We start from the raw sequence: 19,764 nt of genomic DNA on the forward strand, positions 1-19,764 counted from the left end.
TTATAATGTAATGTTTGCTGTTTTTGATAAGAAATCTTCTGTCGGATAGTAGCTGTTTTTTACAAGAACATTTGGTCCAAGACATTTTACTGCAGGACAGTGGCAGCTTAATGATTTTGCTGTTTTTGAAGTGCTCCATTTTTCATACGCTTCTTGTAATGTGTTTGTTTGTATGTTTCCTAGAAGTGGAACATCACCAAAGTCCGTCACAATAATATTTCCATCGAAAATATTTACATTTAAACGAGAACGGCCATCTGGATCATTACGAACAGTTACATTTTTGCTCTCTTGCAATTTTTTAAATGTAGCTATGTCTTTTTCGTCATCGCTACAAGCATAGAAAGGTAAAGTTCCAAATAGCATCCATACATTTTCATCGCGAATTTCTAGTAAATGTTCAATCGCATCACGAATTTCAGCTTTTGTTAAAATCTCTAGATTACTCGCGAAGTCACTTGGATACATTGGATGAACTTCATGACGTTTACAGCCCATCTCTTCGACGATTTGGCGGTGAATATGTTCAATATGTGGTAGAGTTCTTTTGTTTAGCATTGTTTCGGCCGATACAAGTACACCTGCATCTGATAGAGCCTTACTATTTGTAATCATTCTTTCAAATAATTTTGCACGTTGTTCGTAAGTAGGCTTACGCTCCATCATTGCAAATCCGCCTTCAACGAAGTCATCAATTGTTCCCCAGTTATGAGATATATGCAATACGTCTAAATAAGGAATAATCTGTTCGTAACGTGCTAAATCTATAGTTAAGTTAGAGTTGATTTGAGTGCGAACGCCTCGTTCATGGGCATATTTTAAGAGTGGTGTTACATAGTTGTCGACGGATTTTTTTGAAAGCATAGGTTCGCCGCCAGTAATACTTAAAGAACGTAAATGAGGAATCTCATCTAATCGTTTTAATAAAAGATCCATCGGAAGCGGATTTGGGTCTTTCGGCTGTAACGTGTAACCAACAGCGCAATGCTCACAGCGCATGTTGCATAACGTCGTCGTTGTAAATTCAACATTTGTTAATAGTAGTTTGCCGTACTCTTCAAGGTCCATATACGCTTCCCATGGATCGTAAGAAGGAGTAATCGGCTTCATTTTTTGTGATATCGTCATATGAAATACTCCTTTGACTATTGAAATAACAATTTGTCCATTCTCTATAATAGAAGAATATGTGCTTTTTATAAAGTGAAACTTTTTAGCATGGAAAGAGAGAGGGCTTACATTATAGTGGATGACTGTGACAAAATTGATGAAATTTCATGCCCATAGCAATCGTTTTTGCGGTATAATAAAAGCAACTCGAATTAAAAGGAGAGTGCCTTCATGGGAAAAGCAATTCAAGATAAAGATACACAATTAGTATATTTAAAAGAACGTTTAAATATGTTCATTGAAGTAATTGATACAATTGAACCTGAAGAAGTTGAATTAGAAGATGTAGATCGTCTTCTTGCAATGTTAGATGAATTAGAATTAAAATGTGAGCAATTTAAAAAAGACGAATAATATATTAAAAAGGCTACCAATTCCAATTTGGTAGCCTTTTTCTGTTCGGGTAATAGAAGGACGATAGAAAAAGAGGTATAATCAAGTTGTGAAAAATTTCATTTATGCTCTAATAGCGTGAAACAAATAAATAGCTAAAGAGCATAACAATTGAATTTTCAGCTCATAACGTTTTGGTAGCGTTCACAATTGAGGGGGAAGTAACAATGGAAAAGCTTCAAGAAAGCATGTATCAACTAATTGTTGAAACGTCAACGAACTTACCGAAAGATGTTCGTCGTGCGATTCAACAAGCGAAAGAGCGAGAAAATGCAGGGACTCGTTCTGCGATGGCACTTGGCACAATTACAAATAATATTAAAATGGCTGATGATAACATCTCGCCGATTTGCCAAGATACAGGGATGCCAACGTTTAAAATTTATACACCAGTTGGTGTGAATCAATTAAAGTTGAAGGAAGCTATCTATAATGCGCTTGAGCGGGCGACAAAAGATGGTAAACTTCGTCCCAATTCTGTTGATTCTCTTTTTGGAGATAATAGTGGAAATAATTTAGGACCAGGTACACCGGTGATTAAGTTTGAACAATGGGAAAAAGATTATATTGATGCACGTTTAATCCTAAAAGGTGGTGGCTGTGAGAATAAAAATATTCAATATAGCTTACCGTGTGAACTAGAAGGACTTGGACGAGCTGGCCGTGATTTAGAAGGGATTCGTAAATGCCTTCTTCATGCAGTATATCAAGCACAAGGGCAAGGATGTAGCGCTGGTGTAATTGGTGTTGGTATCGGGGGAGACCGCACATCAGGTTATGAATTGGCAAAAAATCAATTATTCCGTACATTAGATGATGTCAATCCAGTACCAGAGTTACAACATCTTGAAGAGTACGTATTAGAAAATGCGAATAAGCTTGGCATTGGTACGATGGGATTTGGCGGAGAAACAACTTTACTTGGTTGTAAAATTGGTGTCTATAATCGTTTGCCAGCTAGTTTCTATGTATCTGTTGCGTATAATTGCTGGGCATATCGTCGCCTTGGTGTGAAAATCCATCCTGAAACAGGAGACATTATGGATTGGCTATATCAAGAAGGTGAAGATACACTTCAGCATGAAGTACAAGAAAAAACAGAGCAACGTGAGATTGTATTACAAGCACCAATTACAGAAGAGCAAATTCGTGAACTTCGCGTTGGTGATGTTGTAACAATTAATGGCATGATGTATACAGGTCGTGACGCAATCCATAAGCATTTAATGGATAATGATTGTCCAGTAGATTTAAATGGACAAATTATTTACCACTGTGGTCCAGTTGTTGTGAAAGATGAAAATGACAATTGGAAAATTAAAGCGGCAGGTCCAACGACAAGTATTCGTGAAGAACCGTACCAAGGCGATATTATGAAGAAATTCGGTATTCGCGCTGTCATTGGAAAAGGCGGTATGGGTGCGAAAACATTAGCGACTTTAGAAGAACACGGCGGTGTATATTTAAACGCAATCGGTGGTGCAGCGCAATATTATGCTGAATGTATTAAAGAAGTGAAAGATGTTGATTTCTTACAATTTGGTATTCCGGAAGCAATGTGGCATTTACGTATCGACGGGTTTAAAGCAGTTGTAACGATGGACTCTCATGGTAATAGCTTACATGCAGATGTTGATAAAACATCACTTGAAAAATTAGCTAGCTTTAAAGAGCCAGTATTTAAGTAAATAAAAAATGCATCTCGAATGATTCGAGATGCATTTTTTTGGTATATATAGAAAAACATGTTCAGCATGAAAGAATGTGTAGCAACAGAAACTACAAGTACGATTATATATGGAAAGGAGACTATTTATGAAATATAAATGGTTATATATCGGTCTCATTTTTTCAATTATGATGGCACTTGTTCCAGTTTCAGCACTGGCTTATACAAATACTCCACATAACTGGGGAATCCCGCGTCCTAAAAATGAAACAGTACCAGATGCAGGAAAGTTATATACAGATTTACTACAAAAAAATGGCGGGTTTTATTTAGGAGATACGAAGAAAAAAGATATTTATTTAACATTTGATAATGGATATGAGAATGGATACACAGGGAAAATATTAGATGTATTAAAAGAGAAAAAAGTACCAGCAACTTTCTTTGTAACGGGGCATTACATTAAAACACAAAAAGATTTATTGTTAAGAATGAAGGATGAAGGACATATTATTGGAAACCATTCTTGGAGTCATCCTGATTTTACAGCGGTAAATGATGAGAAACTTCGTGAAGAATTAACAAGTGTAACGGAAGAAATTAAAAAAGTAACTGGGCAAAAAGAAGTGAAATATGTACGTCCTCCGCGCGGTGTATTTAGTGAAAGAACGTTAGCTCTTACGAAAGAAATGGGCTATTATAATGTATTTTGGTCACTTGCATTTTTGGATTGGAAAGTGGATCAGCAAAGAGGATGGCAATATGCGCATAATAATGTTATGACGATGATTCATCCAGGATCTATTTTATTACTTCATGCAATATCAAAAGATAATGCAGAAGCACTTGCGAAAATCATTGATGATTTGCGCGAGAAAGGGTATCATTTTAAAAGTCTAGATGACTTAGTAAAAGGCAATCAACCGTAAGCATGTATGCTTACGGTTTTCTCATGCTATAATGATGTGTAAAAAGGATGGGGAAACGTATGTGGAGCGAACATGTTACGTTAGAGTATCCGTATCATTTTGAAGAAGTATTAAAACGTTTATCTTTTGATCCTCTTAACGTCATTCAATTAGATGAGAAAGTTATTTATATCCCGCTTTGTATAGACGAGGAACAGGTTGTTGTTCGCTTACAAGGGATTGGTACTGTTCAAAATCCACAGTTTTGGATTTCTAGTCAGGCAGGAGATCCAGAGAAAGTCATGAAACGAATGAGGGCCATTTTTCATTGGAATGAACCGTTTCAAGATATACAAAATCATTTTTTAAACACATCATTACGTCCACTATTTGAAACATATGCTTATACTCCAATTATTTTAGAATTTGATTATTTTGCTTGTCTGCTTCGCTGTATCATTCACCAACAAATAAATTTGAAATTTGCTACTGTGTTAACAGAACAATTTGTGAAACGGTATGGAACAGAGAAGAACGGTGTATTCTTTTTCCCCACTCCGGAAATAGTAGCAAATATTTCAATAGAAGAATTGAGAGAGCAGAAGTTTAGTCAGCGAAAGGCTGAATATATAGTAGGATTAGGTCGAAGTATTGTCAGTGGTACATTAAATTTAGCGAGTATAGAAAATGGGACGGAAGAAGACATTTCAGCACAATTGTTGCCAATTAGGGGAATTGGTGCATGGACAGTGCAAAACTTTTTAATGTTTGGGCTTGGACGGAAAAATATGTTCCCGAAAGCGGACATTGGGATTCAGCGTGCAGTGCAAGGTATATTTCAATTAGATGATAAACCTGATGATGCATTTTTAGAAAAAGTGAAACAAGAGTGTGAACCATACTGCAGTTATGCAGCGTTATATTTATGGAAAAGTATAGAGTAGAGGTGTAATAATGATACAAAAGCAACATGAGAGTAAGTTGGAAGTTGGTCAAACGTTTCCTGTGACAATTAAACGTCTTGGGATTAACGGAGAAGGCGTTGGTTATTTTAAGAGACAAGTTGTTTTTATTCCAGGGGCATTACCAGGAGAAGAAGTTGTTGCAGAAACAACGAAAATTCAGCGTGGCTTCGCTGAAGCGAAAGTGAAAAAAGTTCGTAAAGCTTCACCGCATCGTGTGAAAGCACCGTGTCCAGTATATGAGGAGTGTGGCGGTTGTCAGCTGCAACATTTAGATTATAAAGAACAATTGAATCAAAAGCGTGATATCGTTGTACAAGCATTTGAGAAGTACATGAAAAATAGTATGGAAGAGAAAATTCGCCCAACGCTTGGCATGGAAAATCCATGGCATTATCGTAATAAGAGTCAATTACAAGTGGGGCGTAAAGACGAAAAGGTTATTACAGGGCTGTATAAACAAAACTCACATCAGTTAATTGATATCGCTCACTGTATGATTCAACATAAAGCAACGAATGAAGCGACAAAAGTTGTAAGACGTATTTTAGAAAAATTAAATGTTTCTATTTACAATGAGAAAAAACAAAAAGGTTTAGTACGTACAATTGTAACACGTACTGCAGTTCAAACAGGGGAAGTACAAGTTACACTTATTACAACAAAAGAAGAATTACCAAATAAAGAACAATTTATTGCAGAAGTACAAAAACAGATGCCAGCGGTTAAATCAATTATGCAAAATGTAAACTGGCGTAAAACATCTGTTATTTTTGGCGACAAAACATTTAAATTAGCTGGAAAAGAAGTCATTCAAGAAACACTTGGCGATTTATCATTTGAATTATCAGCACGTGCATTCTTCCAGTTGAATCCAGAGCAAACAGTTGTTTTGTATAATGAAGCGAAAAAAGCAGCTGCGTTAACAGGAAACGAGAAGATTGTGGATGCGTACTGTGGTGTTGGTACAATCGGTCTTTGGCTTGCAAATGATGCAGCGGAAGTACGTGGTATGGATGTAATTCCAGAAGCAATTGCAGATGCAAGAAAAAATGCAAAGCGTCACGGATTTACAAATACGAAATATGAAGCAGGTAAAGCTGAACAATGGTTACCGAAGTGGGTAAAAGAAGGATGGCGTCCAGATGTAATTGTTGTCGACCCACCACGTACAGGTTGCGATGATAAATTACTGGAAACAATTTTAAAAGTGAAGCCGAAACAAGTTGTGTACGTGTCTTGTAATCCTTCTTCATTAGCACGTGATGTACAAGCATTAATGAAGAGCTATGAAGTGGAGTATGTGCAACCAGTTGATATGTTCCCGCATACAGCTCACGTAGAAAATGTAGTGAAGCTTGTTAGAAAGTAAAGTTTATTAATATTCCCTCATGGTATGAGGGAATATTTTCTATGAAGGAGAATATTATGCATAATTATAAATTAACGATTCAGTACGACGGCGCACGTTTTAAAGGATGGCAACGTCTCGGTAATAACGATAATACAATTCAAGGAAAAATCGAAAGTGTCATATCTGAAATGGTCGGAAAAGAAATTGAAATTATCGGTTGTAGTAGAACAGACGCTGGTGTACATGCTTTGAATCAAGTTGCTAACTTTCAAAGTGATGAGAAGTTAGTGGAACATAAAGTGAAAAAATATTTAAATCAATATTTATCTAACGATATTAGCATTACGAATGTGGAAGAAGTACATGATCGTTTCCATGCTCGTTACAATTCTAAAGCAAAAACATATCTGTATAAAATTTGGAATGAAGAGCATACAAATCCATTTATGCGTAAATACAGCATGCATGTGAATAAAAAATTAAATGTGAAAAGCATGAAAGCAGCTGCAAAACATTTAGTTGGTTCACATGACTTTACTGCTTTTTCAAATGCGAAATCAAAGAAAAAATCTATGGTTCGAGAAGTATATACACTTGATGTGATGGAAGAGGCAGGGTTTGTACAAATTAGAGTAAGTGGTAACGGCTTCCTTCATAATATGGTAAGAAAAATTGTCGGGGCATTAATTGAAGTTGGATTAGGACAATTAGATGCTGAAGCAATTCCAAACATTTTAGAGGAAAAGCAGCGCAATCAAATTAATTGTCTTGCTGAGGCAAGTGGGTTGTATTTAGAGAATGTTGAGTTTTAATGGCAAATAAAAAAATCGGGCTAAGTAGCTCGATTTTTTTAGTATTAAGAAGATTTTTCGTTTTTTATACGTAGCTTTAAATTCCAAAAAGCAGCAAGCATAATAGCTGCAAAGGAGCCAAAAATTGTTCCTAATAGCTTTGCATAAGGAGAGCTGCTTACATTGGCATTAATGAATAACATCATACAGAGCATGGCAGGGAAAAAGTATAAGTATTGTAATAACTTTAATTTTTTATCATTACTCATATATATATAGCCCCTTTCTAGCATGTTATATGTTTATTGTAACATATTTTACCAAGTCATTTTTTCACTTGGAGACATGTTTATTTCATATGTGTAAATGCAGTTTTTTAATTCGATATTGTAAGTTTTGCCTACTTAATCCTAAAAATTTTGCAGCTTGTGAGATGTTGCCATGATTCTCTTTAAGAATTTGGTTAATGTAGTTCTTTTCCATTTTTTCTATTGTGTGTTTTAAAGTTTTAGGTGCATCAGTATTGTGATTAGTTAGTGCATGTTGCATATTGAATTCTGTTTTTATTCGTTCGCGAAAGCGAGTAGGAAGATGAAACGCTGTAATGATGGTTTCATCTTCTATCAAGTTCATGGAACCTTCAATTATATGTTCCAACTCCCGTACGTTTCCAGGCCAATCGTATGCATAGAAAAATTCTCTTACATTTACATCTACATCGGTTACGTTGAGCCCGAATTGAGTATTATATTTTTCAATAAAGTGCTGAACAAGAGCTGGAATATCTTCTTTTCTTTCACGTAAAGGCGGAAGACATAAAGTAACGACGCTTAATCGGTAATATAAGTCTTCTCTTAATCGATTATGTGCGATGGCTTCAAAGGGATCTTCATTGATAGTTGCTATAATGCGAACATCAATTTCTTTTTCGTGTGTACCTCCGATTCTTCGTATTGTTTTTTCTTGTATAGCCCGCAGCAACTTAGCTTGAAGTATTGGGCTTAATGAATTGATTTCATCTAATAACAAAGTTCCTCCGTTTGCTTCTTCGAATAAGCCTGATTTATCTATTGCTCCTGTAAAGGCACCTCGATTTGTACCAAATAGTAGGCTTTCCATTAAGGTATCAGGTATAGCGGCACAGTTTTGTGAAATAAAGGGTTTTGTTGAACGCTGACTTTCATTATGGATGCTTTGTGCAAATAGTTCTTTACCAGTGCCTGTTTCTCCTACTAGAAGTATGGAGGAAGATGTACGAATTACTCTTTTTCCTTCTGTAATGATTGATTGAATGGCTTCAGAATCACCAATTATGTGATCAAAGGTAAATTTAGTGCTTTGTTTTCGAGAAGGACCTATTTTTATCGTTTGCTTTAAGTTACTAATTTCTTTTGATATTTCAATAGCGCCTTTAATTTTTCCATTTTCTATTATAGGGAAAGTATCGTTAATCGTTGTAATTTCTTGTCCTTTATTGTTAAAATACGTTTGTTTTATATTTTTCTTTGTTTTTCCAAATTTTAATGCCTCTATAAGAGTACTATTTTTATTTTCCTCAAATGCGAATACTTCTAAAGGACTTTTATATAGCACATCTGAGCGCTCCATTGATTCAATTTCCATCATTTTGCGGTTATAGATAATCGTCTTACTTTCCTCATTAATAATATGAATTCCGATGTCGAGTTCATTGAGTAAAGTTTCATATAGCATATTCATTTCAATGATCTGTTTTAAATTAATTTCTTCTGTACGCATAGATTATCTTCTCCTCATTCCACCCTATGAAGACTGACTTTTTATAATTTTATTAAAATTCTTATAAAATCGCAAAAATTTTTTGCTATTTTCCTTTTAAAATCTCTGAAATGATAGAAAAATTTTGCGGTTATGAAGTTTTTTTTTTGAGAAACCTTCATTTTAAATAGGAATTGGAGATTGGTACGCATTTTGCATAAATAATAATTGATATATCTAAAGGAGGGATATGCAACGTTTCAGTACCAACTAATAAGAAGGAGGAGTGTATAAAGTGAAGACGGTTATAGAATGCGTGTATAGTCCTTGTTACGGGAAAGTAGAGAAGTTATTTGTTACGGAAAGTTCTTACGTATACGAGTGGGAGAAATTAGCATTAATTGAAACAATAGATAAACAGAAAGTAGAAATTAAGATAGGGATCAGTGGTTATATTGAATCATTAGAAGTAGTAGAAGGACAAGCTATTGCTGATCAAAAGTTATTAATAACAGTAAGGGATGACCTTTTAGTAACAGGCAGTGATTAATGTAAGTGACGTGTATTTTTGCTCTTTTAAATCATTATTTTTACGGTGAATAATTTTAAAAACGCTTACATTAAATGGGTTTACAAAGTGAAAAGGGGGGATTTATATGATGAATCAAAATCAAGGATTAAAAAGAGAATTGAAAAGCAGGCACATATTTATGATTGCACTTGGAGGCGTTATTGGTACCGGTCTTTTTTTAGGATCTGGGTATACAATTCATGAAGCTGGGCCTGGAGGAGCGATTGTAGCATATCTTGTTGGAGGATTTGTTATGTATTTAACGATGCTCTGTCTTGGAGAGTTAGCTGTTGCAATGCCTGACGCAGGATCTTATCAAACGTATGCTACGAAGCATATTTCCCCTGCAGCGGGTTATGTAGTTGGATGGATGTCATGGTTAAACTGGTCAGCTACGATAGGGATTGAACTAATTGCAGTTAGTATTTTAATGAAACGATGGTTTCCTGATGTACCTTCATGGATTTGGTGCGTAGTGTTTGCGTTACTCCTCTTTGCTATTAATGCGTTATCTTCAAGAAGTTTTGCGGAAGTTGAATTTTGGTTTGCAAGTATTAAAGTAATTACGATCATTGCATTTATTATTTTGGGCGGGGCAGCAATGTTTGGTTTTCTAGATATGAAAGGAAATGAACCAGCACCGATGTTCTCTAGTTTTACTGATTATGGTGGATTGTTCCCAAATGGATTATCAGCTATTTTAATTACGATGATTGCAGTTAATTTTTCTTTCCAAGGAACGGAACTAGTCGGTATTGCAGCAGGTGAGAGTGAAAATCCAGAGAAAACAATCCCGAAGGCAATTAACAATACAGTTTGGCGTATACTTGTTTTCTTTGTACTATCTATTTTTATTCTTGCTGGACTATTCCCTTGGCAACAAGCAGGAGTAATAGAAAGTCCATTTGTAGTTGTATTTGATAAAATTGGTATTCCTTATGCAGCAGATATTATAAATTTTGTTATCATTACAGCAGTGCTATCCGTTGCGAATTCAGGATTATATGCAACTTCTCGTATGCTATGGTCTATGTCTAATCAAGGAATGATTAGTCCGATTTTTGGTAAGTTATCTAAAAACGGTGTTCCTATTTATGCATTGATTGTAAGTACAATTGTAGGTTGCCTTTCATTACTATCAGGTATTTATGCGGAAGATACAGTTTATTTATGGCTACTTTCTATTGCCGGGTTCGGGGCGATATTAGTTTGGGCATCTATTGCTCTATCTAACTTATTAGCTAGGAGGTCATACATAAAGCAGGGCGGGGATGTGAAAGAATTGAAATTTAAAACACCTCTGTATCCATTCGTACCACTGCTTGCACTAGTATTAAATGTAACAGTAATTATTGGTATGGCCTTTATTCCAGAGCAAAGAATGGCATTGTATTGCGGAATTCCATTTATGATTGTTTGTTTACTGTTTTACCGTGCGACAAGAAATAAGGCACGTAAAGTAGAATATATTGAAAAGACAAATACGACGGAAGTAGAGAGCTTATAATATGAATTAATTTGGAGACTGTAAGATTTGTAAACAGTCTCTTTTTTTGTGAAAATAAAGCTGGAAACATACTATGTATGCAAAGGGGAATTAGCGATGAATCCAGAAGTTTCGCAGTTGTTAAAACAAATAGATTCAAGAAAAGAGGAATTGTTAGAACTTACAAAAACATTAATTCGTTTTGAAACACCAGCACCACCAGCGAGAAATACAAATGAAGCGCAAGAATTTGTTGCAGATTTTTTAAGAAAACGAAATTTTAGTATTGATAAATGGGATGTATATCCGAATGATCCGAACGTTGTCGGAGTTAAAAAAGGAATAAAAAGTGACTCATATAAAAGTCTTATTATTAATGGTCATATGGATGTAGCTGAAGTGTCAGCAGATGAGGCGTGGGAAACGAATCCATTTGATCCATTTATAAAAGATGGCTGGTTAGTTGGACGTGGCGCAGCAGATATGAAAGGTGGGCTGGCTGGAGCGCTATTTGCCATTCAACTTTTACAAGAAGCTGGTATTGAATTACCTGGAGATTTAATCTTTCAATCAGTAATAGGAGAAGAAGTTGGAGAGGCAGGTACACTTCAATGCTGCAGGCGAGGTTACGATGCTGATTTTGCAGTAGTAGTGGATACGAGCGATTTACATATGCAAGGACAAGGCGGTGTCATTACTGGATGGATTACAGTGAAAAGTCCGCAAACGTTTCATGATGCAACGCGCAGACAAATGATCCATGCTGGAGGATGTTTATTTGGAGCGAGTGCGATTGAAAAAATGATGAAAATTGTGCAAAGCTTACAAGAATTAGAGCGCCACTGGGCAGTTATGAAAACATATGAAGGCTATCCATCTGGAACAACAACAATTAATCCAGCTGTTATTGAGGGTGGAAGACATGCAGCTTTTATTGCGGATGAGTGCCGGTTATGGATAACAGTGCACTTTTATCCGAATGAAACACATGAACAAATAATAAAAGAAATTGAAGAGTATATTGGAAAGGTGGCAGCTGCCGATCCATGGTTAAGTGAAAATCCGCCACAATTTAAGTGGGGCGGAGAATCAATGATTGTGGATCGTGGCGAAATTTTCCCTTCTTTAGAAATAGATAGTGAACATACAGCTGTAAAAACGCTTAGCTCAGTACATGAATCAATTCTTTCTAAAAATGCAATTTTAGATATGTCTGCAACGGTAACGGATGGTGGTTGGTTTAGTGAATTTCATATTCCGGCTGTTATTTATGGACCAGGTACATTAGAAGAAGCACATTCTGTAAATGAGAAAGTAGAAGTAGAGCAGTTAATTGAATTTACAAAAGTAATAACAGCATTTATATATGAATGGTGTCATATGAAAAAATAGATTAGTATGTTGAAATCGTACAAGTATGTATACTTGTACGATTTTTTAGTGAACTATTTCAGAGTTAAATAGAAACAACTGAAATAGTTCTTTATTTTTCTATGTCTTTCGTTTTAGTTCCATTAATTTCTCTTTTGCTAATTCAACAGCAATCGCATCATCTAAATAGCCAATTGGAAAGAGATAGTCGGGAATAATATCTGTCGATAAAATGAAATACAGTAATGCGCCACCAAGAACTGCACGCTCTTCTTTTGGAATCGTTTCATTGCAAAATTGTTGATACATATCTGTTAATTGTTCAATGAAAGGGCCAGCACTATCAATTTGTTCTAACTTGCTCGCAAAACTTTCATGAATGCGCTTTTCACCTTCTGTTGTTTGAGCATATCGTTCATAGTTTTCAAGTTCTTGTTTTACGCGAGTTGTAGTGTAGTCGAAATCGAATAAGTTAGAGGATTGCAGAGTTTGCTGAATGGTATCAAGAGATGTGTACATATCCGTCTTTTCTTTATTAATGTGAGGAGAATCAGGATACATTTCATCAAATAACAATTGGGGTGGAACTTGTAGACATTCTGCGAATTTTTGTAGGTGTTTTTGTTTTGGCGGTTGTTTACCATTCATAATTCTTGAGATTGTTGCGGGATCAATATTTGTAAGCATTCCGAGTTGGCGCATAGATAAGGCACGTTCTTTTAAAAGTTTTTTTATTAATCTACTAAGCCGCTCATTTGGATTTTCTTTAGGCATAGCGAAGGCACTCCTTTTTATTGTTGAAAAAATGTTGAGCATTTATTACATGTATATGAAACAGACAGGCACAGTTGCTCAACATTTTCATAAGATGCATGGAAAAGTGAGGAAAAGGGGTGGCTATTTATGAGTACGGCAGGTCTATTTTCAATTTTTTTAATCGGGATTGCTTCTAATTTAGATAATGCAGGTGTTGGGATTGCATATGGCATTCGTAAAATTAGAATTTCGTGGTTCAACAATTTTATCATCGCATTTTTTGGGTTTTTATTTACTTTATTAGCTGGATTTTTTGGGAACTGGATTGCGTTATTTATTTCAGAGTTTACAGCAAACCTGATTGGAGCGATAGTTTTAGGGATAATCGGGGTGTTTATTTTGTGCCAGCCTTTCTTGGGGCAAAGAAATACCGTAGGCTCTAAAGATGGTAATGTACTTATGGGAATTTTACGTGATCCAGAAAAAGCAGATTTTGATGGTTCTAAAACAATTAGTTTTTCAGAAGCAATTGTATTAGGGATTGCGTTGTCTATTAATAATATTGCAGGTGGATTTGATGCTGGGATAACAAATTTAAATCTTTGGCTTACAGCGACTATTTCTGGGGTGTTTAGTTTTATTTGTATTAGTGGTTTTGCGTATGTAGGAAAACGATTTTTAGCAGAATACTTAGGGAAATGGGCGACAATTATCGCAGGAGTATTATTAATTCTTATTGGGATCGATCAGTTGTTGTAAGGAGAGTAGAAAACAAGGTTCGAGTATTTCCTTGGAAATACAGCAAGGGATTGCATATATCGACGTACTTTTCTCCATACTAATACGGATTTCTTTTAAGAAAGGGGGATTTGTATGGGACGCGGGAAAGCATTTGATCATAAGAAAAAAGGGCATGATCATCAACCACCTAAAGGTGCGTTCATTCATAAAGATGTAAATGAACATACTTTGGAAGAGGAAGAGCTACCAGTAAATATTGAGGCGTATAAAAATAGTTTAAAAAAACATTAAAAGCACCTACATAGGTGCTTTTTTACCGTATATCTTCAATTAATTGTTCCGATTCTTCATGCATACTGTACTCACTTAATACTTGAATGCAAAGCCATTTTAATTCCTCAATCGTATGCTCAAGTTCTTCAGGAAGCACGTGATAAATGTCTTCAAGTCCCATCCCGAAATGAATAAGTTCAAGTACTTGATCATCGATGTTCCGATCCATTAATAATTCAAGTACTTCTAAATTGAATATGTATCGGTGAGCTTCGTCGAGTGAAACAACTTTTAACTTCAAGCTTTCTACAATACTCAATATAAAAAGAAGGATTGTTTTTTCAAGAACAGGTTGTTTTCCCATTTGAAATATTAGTTTCATCTTTCACACCTCCACATATAGCGCTAGGTTGTACTATATTATTCAGGAGGGGGGAACAAATATGCATGATATAGAGAAACTTTCAGCACTGTTTTTATAAGAAGATTGATAACTCGCAAAATTGAGGTTTTGGCGAAATAAAAAATCCTGCTAGTATAGCAGGATAACTCGCGATTAAAAAATGCTCCAACCTTCTTGAGCAGAAAGAAGTTCAAGAATTTTAAAACCAGCAATACTATTTCCGTTTGCATCTAAAGCTGGTCCGAAAATACCGATTCCCATGTCTCCTTTTACGCAGCCAAAAATACCACCGGCTACACCGCTTTTTGCAGGAATACCAACACGAATTGCAAATTCACCAGATTCGTTATACATACCACATGTAACCATAAATGTTTTGCAAATTTTTGTAATATGTTTAGGGATGATTTGTTTCTTTTTATATGGATCATATCCATCCATTGCAAAAATTAAGCCGATACGTGCTAAATCGATGCAGTTTACTTCAACTGCGCATTGACGAGTATATAAATCCATAAGTTCTTCAATATCACAATCGATAATTCCGTTTTGTTTCATATAATAACAAAGTGAACGGTTTAGGTAAGCTGTCTCTAGTTCTGAATCGGCAACTTTAGAGGAATAATTAATAGTAGGATTATCTGTTATTTCACGTACAAAATGAAGAATACGTTCCATTTTTTCCTCGTTATCTTTTCCTGCTAACATGCTTGTAATAGCTAATGCTCCTGCATTTATCATTGGATTAAGGGGTTTGGACGGACTTGTCGTTTCTAACTTAATAATAGAATTAAATGGGTCACCCGTTGGTTCCATTCCAACTTTAGAAAATACATATTCTTCACCACGGTCTAAAAGGGCAAGGGCAAGTGTAATTACTTTGGAAATACTTTGAAGAGTAAATAGTGTTTGTGAGTTGCCTGCATGGATATATTCTGTTTCTTTATGGAAAATGGCAATCCCTAAATCGTCTGGATTTGCATTTCCTAGTTCGGGGATATAAGTAGCAAGTTTTCCTTTTTTTGTATATGGTTTTACTTGTTCTAACAACTGTTGTAAGTTGTTTGTTTCAATGCACTGCATAGTACCAACGCTCCTATTTTGAATTAACTAAGTTTACTTTTCCCGATATGCTCGGAAATAAATAATAACATGAAAAAGTGGAATGATAAAACGAAAGTTCAATGTGCTATAATAGGTCTTTCGTTTCGAGTATTCTGTATTTTAAAAAGGAGAATTTTCCTTTTATATAACAGTTTGGAAATAGGAGATTTATCCATAAAAAGTTCGGAAATAAAAACTACACATCTATACAACTATATGTTATTATGGTTATGTAATAGAAAGCGTTTTCTAAAGCGTACTTATAATGATAACGATTTCATAAATTAAATTAGGGGGAATTAAAATGTTGCAGTTTTTACAACGTATTGGTAAAGCTTTAATGCTTCCGATCGCAGTACTACCAGCAGCAGGATTATTGCTTCGTTTAGGGCAACCAGATGTATTTGATATTCCTGTTATGGCACAGGCCGGCGCAGCAGTTTTTGATAACTTAGCACTTATTTTTGCAATTGGTATTGCAATAGGTCTTTCAGTGGATGGTAGTGGTGCAGCAGGTCTTGCAGGTGCAATTGGTTATCTTGTTATGAAAAATAGTATTGATGCACTTAGCAAAGGGTATTCAACTGCTGAATTACAAGGTAAATTAGGTAAAGTCCAAGATTTAATAGGTAATAGCGCAAATGTAGATCCATCTAAGCTTGCGGATACAATGACACAAGTATCTAAGGCTGCTGAATTATCGACTAAAGTAGATATGAAAGTTTTAGGTGGTATTATTGTTGGTGTTATAGCAGGACTTCTTTATAATAAATTCCATAAGATTAAACTTCCAGAATGGTTAGGTTTCTTTGCTGGAAAACGTTTCGTTCCAATTGTTACATCAGTTGTGATGCTGATATTAGGAATTCTATTTGCACAAATTTGGCCAACAATTCAAAATGGTATTGATGCATTAGCTCATGGAATTGTTAATTTAGGTGCAATTGGTTCAGGATTATTTGGTTTATTAAACCGTTTATTAATCCCAATTGGTTTACACCACGTAATGAACACATACTTCTGGTTTGTATTTGGGGACTTTACAAATGCAGCAGGTAATGTTGTTAATGGTGATATTGCTCGTTTCCTTGCAGGTGACAAAACAGCAGGTATGTTTATGACTGGTTTCTTCCCAGTTATGATGTTCGGTTTACCAGCAGCATGTTTCGCAATGATTGCAGCTGCTAAACCAGAAAAGCGTAAAGCAGTTACTGGTATGTTAGCTGGTCTAGCATTAACTTCATTCTTAACTGGTATTACAGAGCCTATTGAATTCTCATTCATGTTCTTATCACCAGTATTATATGGTATTCATGCTGTACTAACAGGTCTTTCTTTATTCATTACAACATCACTTGGCATTCATGATGGTTTCTCATTTAGTGCCGGTGCAATCGATTATGCTTTAAACTTCGGTATTGCAACAAAACCAGTCTTACTAGCAGGTATCGGTTTAATTTACGCAGCAATTTATTTCATAGTATTCTACTTCTTAATTAAGAAGTTCGATTTAAAAACTCCTGGTCGTGAAGATGACGATGAGTTAGTTGAAGATGGTGATGCACCAGTTGCAGGTTCAATTGGTGAAACTTACGTAGCAGCTTTAGGCGGAAAAGAAAACTTAACAGTTATTGATAACTGTGCAACACGTCTACGCTTACAAGTAAAAGATGCTGGTCAAGTAAATGAAGCAGCATTAAAACGTGCTGGTGCAAAAGGTGTTATGAAATTAAGTAATACTAGTGTACAAGTTATCGTAGGTACAAATGTTGAATCTGTTGCCGATGATATGAAAAAACACGTATAAATAATGAGATAAGAGGATGTCCCAAAAGATTGATAACATCAATTTTTTAGAGGATATCCTCTTTTTTTGTTAATAATTTAATGGGAATCTTACTTTTGTAAATTTTCTTTTTCTTTTTTGTGCATATAGGTTGGTAATATGTGCAGTGCGTGATAAAGTAGGGATGATATAGAATGGATTATCCATAATCTACTAAAACGAATCTTTAGTAGAGGAATTAAATTATTGGTGAGTAAGGGGAAAAAAGCAATTATGGATCAGGAAAAAAGTAATGCGAATGGGAAAGCACATCGGCCGATTGTATACATAAAAAGAACAATCATTCTCGTCTTACTATTATCACTTGTATATTTCATGTATACAAAAATTGTTGCGCATAATAAGAAAGAAGAAACTTTAAAAGCGGCAGCAGAAATGAAGAAACAAGAAGAGTTAAAAAAGAAAGAAGAAAAAAAGAAACAAGAAGTACAGAAGCAAAAACAAAAAGAGCAGGAAGAACAAATGAAGCAAGCGCAAGCAGCGGAGAAACCTGCTGAAGGACCACCTCAAGAAATTAATGAAAACGCTCAATTGGACCAGTATTTACAAAACGCAGGATTTAGCGGGACAGCTGTTATTGTGAAGAACGGAAAAGTTCTTCTGAATAAAGGGTACGGTATGGCAAATAAAGAGCAGCAAGTACCGAATAATTCAGAGACGACTTTTTATATTGGTTCTATTTCAAAGGCGTTTGTAGCAACTGCTATTATGCAATTGAAAGATCAAAATAAATTACAAGTAGAAGATACTGTTGCGAAGTATATTCCAGATTTTCCACAAGGTAATAATATTCAGCTAAAACATCTATTAACACATACATCAGGGATTCCCGAATATGAGCAGGGAAAAGAAGATATTTCTCATGAAGAACTGATAAAGCGGATAGGAAATCAAAAGCGTATTGGTGGTCCAGGAGAGAAGTGGAAGTATTCTGATTCGAACTACTCTATACTTGCTTATATTGCAGAGAAGGTAAGTGGGCAGTCACTCGAAGAATATATTAAACAACATATTTTTGCTACTGCCGGTATGAAACATTCTGGCTTTGGCACAGCGTTAGAACAAACAAGATTCCCATCAACGGGTTATAAAATAGTAAATAATAATATGACAACACCTAATATTCCGAGCATGTCACAACTATATGGTTGTGGTGATATATACACAAGTGCGCATGATTTATATTTATTTAACGAAGCACTATTCTCTGGAAAATTAATTTCAAAAGAGAGTTACGATCAAATGTTTACGGGTGGAAAAAAGGATTACGGGTTTGGATGGTACGTAGACCCAGGAAGCTATTCGAATCATGGTGTAATGCCAGGTTGGAATTGCTTAAACGGATTTAGTAAAAATGGTAGTGTATATGTTGTTTTATTATCTAACATTCAAAATAACATTAAATCATTTGGTAAAGTGAATAATGACATTTATTCGATATTGCGGAATATTGAAGTGTAAGAAACTATCCTTTTGGATAGTTTTTTTTATGCTCTGAAACAAATATTTCTTTTAGAAAATGTATGTCTTACCTATCACAAAAATATCCATTTTGTATACATTAAGATGTATGGATGTAAAATTTTATAATCTAAAAATAATAGGAGGAGAAGTGTATGTGTCTGTTCAGAAAATATTGGCATAAATTATCAAGATTGTTTAATAGACAATTAGATTATTTTTTAGATAATAAGTTATTGCCTGCTGTGGAAAGACTTTTATTTTCACAAAACTTCGCGAGATTTATTCAAAGAAACTCTAAGCAAGCTACGGAAGAGGTTATTGAATCAAGTAGATTTCAATCTATTATTTGTAACATTTTAAAAGAATGCAATACATCACCTTTTAAAGAAATTGCAAAGCAGTATTTAGGTAAAAACGTAGAAATTACGGTGACAGTTGGACAATTAACAGGTGTTATTGTAGCAGTTGGTGATGACTTCTTAACATTGCAAGAAGGAATAGGAACAGAGGTTTTATTACCATTTATAAGTATTATATCAATTAAAGAAGCGTAAGAAAGGAGACTTATATATGTTATTTACTGATGAATTACGTAACCATGTTGGCGAACTAGTGCAAGTTGTGACAGCTGTAGAAATCATTGCAGGCGTTCTTTTATCTGTGACGGATGGGGCAGTAATTGTTCGTACTTCTCCTTCTTATGGACCACCAGAAGATGTAGTTGTGCGTATTCCTATTATTGCTTATGTTCGCTTGGAAGGGTAA

Annotated in this window: 21 protein-coding genes and 1 pseudogene; 16 read left to right on the forward strand and 6 right to left on the reverse strand. The window is 35.1% G+C overall.

Translation table 11 applies throughout. From position 1 onward, the window contains the following. Positions 1-1,128 carry a radical SAM/CxCxxxxC motif protein YfkAB gene (yfkAB, locus tag MR136_RS25555; RefSeq protein ID WP_000156016.1) on the reverse strand — a complete coding sequence of 376 codons (1,128 nt, stop codon included), beginning with the start codon at positions 1,126-1,128 and terminating at the stop codon, positions 1-3. A 213-nt stretch (positions 1,129-1,341) separates the two neighbouring features. On the opposite strand from yfkAB, the gene MR136_RS25560 reads away from it, so the two are divergent. The 6 genes from MR136_RS25560 (at position 1,342) to truA (ending at position 7,268) form a co-directional block, all read left to right on the forward strand. After that, complete coding sequence (locus MR136_RS25560) at positions 1,342-1,524, forward strand: SE1561 family protein (RefSeq protein ID WP_000513558.1); 183 nt, start codon at positions 1,342-1,344, stop codon at positions 1,522-1,524. A 206-nt stretch (positions 1,525-1,730) separates the two neighbouring features. Beyond that, the gene (gene fumA, locus MR136_RS25565) at positions 1,731-3,251 is read left to right on the forward strand and encodes a class I fumarate hydratase (protein WP_017673797.1); all 1,521 of its coding nucleotides are present in this window, start codon (positions 1,731-1,733) and stop codon (positions 3,249-3,251) included. A 127-nt stretch (positions 3,252-3,378) separates the two neighbouring features. Next, the gene (pdaA, locus tag MR136_RS25570) at positions 3,379-4,161 is read left to right on the forward strand and encodes a delta-lactam-biosynthetic de-N-acetylase (RefSeq protein ID WP_000875956.1); all 783 of its coding nucleotides are present in this window, start codon (positions 3,379-3,381) and stop codon (positions 4,159-4,161) included. A gap of 59 nt (positions 4,162-4,220) precedes the next feature. Continuing rightward, on the forward strand, positions 4,221-5,084 hold the full coding sequence (locus MR136_RS25575; RefSeq protein WP_017673798.1) for a DNA-3-methyladenine glycosylase family protein: 864 nt from the start codon (positions 4,221-4,223) through the stop codon (positions 5,082-5,084). Between the two features lie 10 nt (positions 5,085-5,094). Beyond that, entirely contained in the window at positions 5,095-6,474 is a 1,380-nt protein-coding gene (gene rlmD / locus MR136_RS25580; RefSeq protein ID WP_000615206.1) for a 23S rRNA (uracil(1939)-C(5))-methyltransferase RlmD, read from the forward strand. A 56-nt stretch (positions 6,475-6,530) separates the two neighbouring features. Then, complete coding sequence (gene truA, locus MR136_RS25585; protein ID WP_242259667.1) at positions 6,531-7,268, forward strand: tRNA pseudouridine(38-40) synthase TruA; 738 nt, start codon at positions 6,531-6,533, stop codon at positions 7,266-7,268. Between the two features lie 44 nt (positions 7,269-7,312). On the opposite strand, the gene MR136_RS25590 is transcribed toward truA, so the two are convergent. Together MR136_RS25590 and MR136_RS25595 are read right to left on the reverse strand one after the other, a co-directional pair. Then, complete coding sequence (locus tag MR136_RS25590) at positions 7,313-7,516, reverse strand: hypothetical protein (RefSeq protein WP_017673799.1); 204 nt, start codon at positions 7,514-7,516, stop codon at positions 7,313-7,315. 85 nt (positions 7,517-7,601) lie between these two features. Further along, complete coding sequence (locus MR136_RS25595) at positions 7,602-9,005, reverse strand: sigma-54 interaction domain-containing protein (RefSeq protein ID WP_061456735.1); 1,404 nt, start codon at positions 9,003-9,005, stop codon at positions 7,602-7,604. A 274-nt stretch (positions 9,006-9,279) separates the two neighbouring features. On the opposite strand from MR136_RS25595, the gene MR136_RS25600 reads away from it, so the two are divergent. The 3 genes from MR136_RS25600 (at position 9,280) to MR136_RS25610 (ending at position 12,433) form a co-directional block, all read left to right on the forward strand. Then, the gene (locus tag MR136_RS25600) at positions 9,280-9,534 is read left to right on the forward strand and encodes a biotin/lipoyl attachment domain-containing protein (RefSeq protein WP_000859480.1); all 255 of its coding nucleotides are present in this window, start codon (positions 9,280-9,282) and stop codon (positions 9,532-9,534) included. Between the two features lie 106 nt (positions 9,535-9,640). Continuing rightward, positions 9,641-11,062 (forward strand): amino acid permease, encoded by a 1,422-nt coding sequence (locus tag MR136_RS25605; protein WP_242259668.1) that lies wholly within the window; start codon positions 9,641-9,643, stop codon positions 11,060-11,062. Between the two features lie 96 nt (positions 11,063-11,158). Then, positions 11,159-12,433 carry an acetylornithine deacetylase gene (locus tag MR136_RS25610; RefSeq protein ID WP_017673801.1) on the forward strand — a complete coding sequence of 425 codons (1,275 nt, stop codon included), beginning with the start codon at positions 11,159-11,161 and terminating at the stop codon, positions 12,431-12,433. A gap of 99 nt (positions 12,434-12,532) precedes the next feature. Here MR136_RS25610 and MR136_RS25615 read toward each other — a convergent pair whose 3' ends face one another. Then, the gene (locus tag MR136_RS25615) at positions 12,533-13,186 is read right to left on the reverse strand and encodes a helix-turn-helix domain-containing protein (protein WP_001123718.1); all 654 of its coding nucleotides are present in this window, start codon (positions 13,184-13,186) and stop codon (positions 12,533-12,535) included. A 129-nt stretch (positions 13,187-13,315) separates the two neighbouring features. Here MR136_RS25615 and ytaF point away from each other — a divergent pair, with 129 nt between their 5' ends. Both ytaF and MR136_RS25625 read left to right on the forward strand, forming a co-directional pair. Next, positions 13,316-13,927 (forward strand): sporulation membrane protein YtaF, encoded by a 612-nt coding sequence (gene ytaF, locus MR136_RS25620; protein ID WP_000100723.1) that lies wholly within the window; start codon positions 13,316-13,318, stop codon positions 13,925-13,927. 114 nt (positions 13,928-14,041) lie between these two features. Then, positions 14,042-14,200 (forward strand): hypothetical protein, encoded by a 159-nt coding sequence (locus tag MR136_RS25625; RefSeq protein WP_000532409.1) that lies wholly within the window; start codon positions 14,042-14,044, stop codon positions 14,198-14,200. Between the two features lie 22 nt (positions 14,201-14,222). Here MR136_RS25625 and MR136_RS25630 read toward each other — a convergent pair whose 3' ends face one another. Both MR136_RS25630 and glsA read right to left on the reverse strand, forming a co-directional pair. Next, complete coding sequence (locus MR136_RS25630) at positions 14,223-14,564, reverse strand: DUF3969 family protein (RefSeq protein ID WP_000766604.1); 342 nt, start codon at positions 14,562-14,564, stop codon at positions 14,223-14,225. Between the two features lie 174 nt (positions 14,565-14,738). Continuing rightward, positions 14,739-15,668, reverse strand: coding sequence for a glutaminase A (gene glsA, locus MR136_RS25635; protein ID WP_001149850.1), 930 nt, complete (start codon positions 15,666-15,668; stop codon positions 14,739-14,741). Between the two features lie 69 nt (positions 15,669-15,737). Between glsA and MR136_RS28715 the strand changes: the two are divergent. The 5 genes and pseudogenes from MR136_RS28715 to MR136_RS25655 all read left to right on the forward strand — a co-directional run bounded on the left by MR136_RS28715 (position 15,738) and on the right by MR136_RS25655 (position 19,764). Beyond that, positions 15,738-15,852, forward strand: a pseudogene (locus tag MR136_RS28715) (transcriptional regulator). A gap of 141 nt (positions 15,853-15,993) precedes the next feature. Next, complete coding sequence (gene nagE, locus MR136_RS25640) at positions 15,994-17,496, forward strand: N-acetylglucosamine-specific PTS transporter subunit IIBC (RefSeq protein ID WP_000938900.1); 1,503 nt, start codon at positions 15,994-15,996, stop codon at positions 17,494-17,496. Between the two features lie 252 nt (positions 17,497-17,748). Then, entirely contained in the window at positions 17,749-18,996 is a 1,248-nt protein-coding gene (locus MR136_RS25645) for a serine hydrolase domain-containing protein (protein ID WP_000371852.1), read from the forward strand. Between the two features lie 155 nt (positions 18,997-19,151). Beyond that, complete coding sequence (locus tag MR136_RS25650; protein WP_000335530.1) at positions 19,152-19,553, forward strand: hypothetical protein; 402 nt, start codon at positions 19,152-19,154, stop codon at positions 19,551-19,553. Positions 19,554-19,569: 16 nt separating this feature from the next. Continuing rightward, positions 19,570-19,764 (forward strand): LSm family protein, encoded by a 195-nt coding sequence (locus MR136_RS25655; protein ID WP_000899469.1) that lies wholly within the window; start codon positions 19,570-19,572, stop codon positions 19,762-19,764.

This window comes from Bacillus cereus group sp. BfR-BA-01311 (genome assembly GCF_022664295.1).
Classification (GTDB): Bacteria; Bacillota; Bacilli; order Bacillales; family Bacillaceae_G; genus Bacillus_A; species Bacillus_A cereus.